This is a genomic window from Streptomyces sp. NPDC018610, from assembly GCF_044391765.1.
Lineage (GTDB): Bacteria > Actinomycetota > Actinomycetes > Streptomycetales > Streptomycetaceae > Streptomyces.
Genome location: NZ_JBISAL010000029.1, coordinates 1 through 1,966 on the forward strand (window position 1 = coordinate 1; position 1,966 = coordinate 1,966).

The window sequence follows — 1,966 nt, forward strand, 5'->3', positions numbered from 1 at the left end:
CCTGGCCGAGGCGCGCCGTGCGCAGGGCCTGCCGGCGACGTCGGTCGCGTGGGGCCGCTGGGCCGGTGAAGGCCTGGCCGCGGGCGAGGCGCGGGTGGCATGGGCACGCAGCGGTGGCTTGGAGCCGATGGAACCCGGTGACGCGCTGAAGGCGCTGGAGACGGTGCTGAGCCGCGACGAGGCCTGCGTGGCCGTCGCCGACGTGGACTGGGACCGCTTCACGCCGCGTCTGGCCGGTTCTTCCGGCCGTGCGCCTCTGGTCGCGGACATCCCCGAGGCCCACCGTGCCATGGAAGGCGCCGCCGCTGACGATGGCGCAGGAACGGCCGCTGACCCGGCCGATTCCCTACGCGCGGAACTGGGGGCTCTGTCCCCTGCCGAGCAGGGCCAGCGCCTGCTGGACCTGGTGCGCCGGAACGTCGCTGCCGTGCTCGGCCACGCCACCACCGAGGTGATCACTTCGGACCGGGCGTTCAAGGACCTCGGCTTCGACTCGCTCACCGCCGTCGAGCTCCGCAAGCGACTCACCGGCGCGACGGGACTGCGCCTCGCGTCGACGATCGCTTTCGACCACCCGTCGCCCCAGCTGCTCGCCGATCACCTGCTGGCAGAGCTGAGCCCCGGCGGCGCACGGCGTTTCGACGGCGTCGTCGGAGAACTCGACCGGCTCGCATCGGACCTCTCCGCCCTCGTCGGGGACGTCGAGGACGATGCCCGGAACGAGATCTCACTGCGGTTGAAGGCACTGCTCGACCTGTGCGGTCCGGCCGAGGCGTCCGACCCAGGCACCGGCACCGGCGGAACCGCCGACAAGCTCGCCTCCGCCTCGGACGACGACGTCTTCGACTTCATCAGCAACGAACTCGGGATCTCATGACCACCGGTCACCGCCCCGGACCAGGCCTCTGCAGCCCTTCCCCTTCCCCCACCCCCCTGAACTCCCTCACTTCCCCGAACCGCGTGACGACTTCCGGAACTTGGAGTAGTACGGCGTGACGAACACCAGCGAGGAAAAGCTCCGTTACTTCCTGAAGCGAGTGACCGGCGAGCTTCACGAGGTGCGGCAACGCCTCCAGGAAGCGGAGTCGGGAGAACGCGAGCCCATCGCGATCGTGGGAATGAGCTGCCGCTTCCCGGGCGACGTCAACTCGCCTGAGGAGCTGTGGCAGTTGCTGTCGGCGGGTGGCGACGCCTTCTCCGGGTTCCCCACCGACCGGGGCTGGGACGTGGAGGGGCTGTACGATCCCGAGCTGTCCCGGCCGGGGACCTCCTATGTGCGCGAAGGCGGCTTCCTCACCGACGTCGGCGACTTCGACCCGGCCTTCTTCGGCATCTCCCCGCGTGAGGCGACGGCCCTCGACCCGCAGCAGCGTCTCCTTCTGGAGACGTCGTGGGAGGCCATCGAACGGGCCGGCATCGACCCCACGTCGCTGAAGGGCAGCCGTACCGGAGTCTTCGCCGGCACCAACGGCCAGGACTACGCGGCGCTGCTGCGCCGGGCCCCCAAGCAGTCCGAGGGCTACCTGGCCACGGGCATCGCGGCCAGTGTGGTGTCCGGACGGCTCTCGTACACCTTCGGTCTGGAGGGTCCGGCGGTCACGGTCGACACGGCGTGCTCGTCCTCGCTGGTGACCCTGCACCTGGCGGTCCAGGCACTCCGCAACGACGAGTGCTCCCTCGCCCTCGCCGGGGGCGTCACAGTGATGTCCACGCCCGAGACCTTCGTGGAGTTCAGCCGTCAGGGCGCGCTCTCCCGCACCGGACGCTGCCGACCCTTCGCGGCCACCGCGGACGGTACGGCGTGGGGCGAGGGTGTGGGCATGCTGCTGCTGGAGCGGCTGTCCGACGCGCGCCGCAACGGCCACAAGGTGCTGGCGGTCGTACGCGGCTCGGCCGTCAACCAGGACGGGGCCAGCAACGGCCTCACCGCCCCCAACGGGCCCTCCCAGCAGCGCGTCATCCGCGC

Annotated in this window: 2 protein-coding genes; both read left to right on the top strand. The window is 71.0% G+C overall.

What is annotated here, in order from left to right; all coding sequences use genetic code 11:
• The coding region (locus ACH5A8_RS34550) for a phosphopantetheine-binding protein (RefSeq protein WP_399007953.1) at window positions 1-877 on the top strand (877 nt) is incomplete at its 5' end.
• A gap of 115 nt (window positions 878-992) precedes the next feature.
• The coding region (locus ACH5A8_RS34555; RefSeq protein WP_399007954.1) for a beta-ketoacyl synthase N-terminal-like domain-containing protein at window positions 993-1,966 on the top strand (974 nt) is incomplete at its 3' end.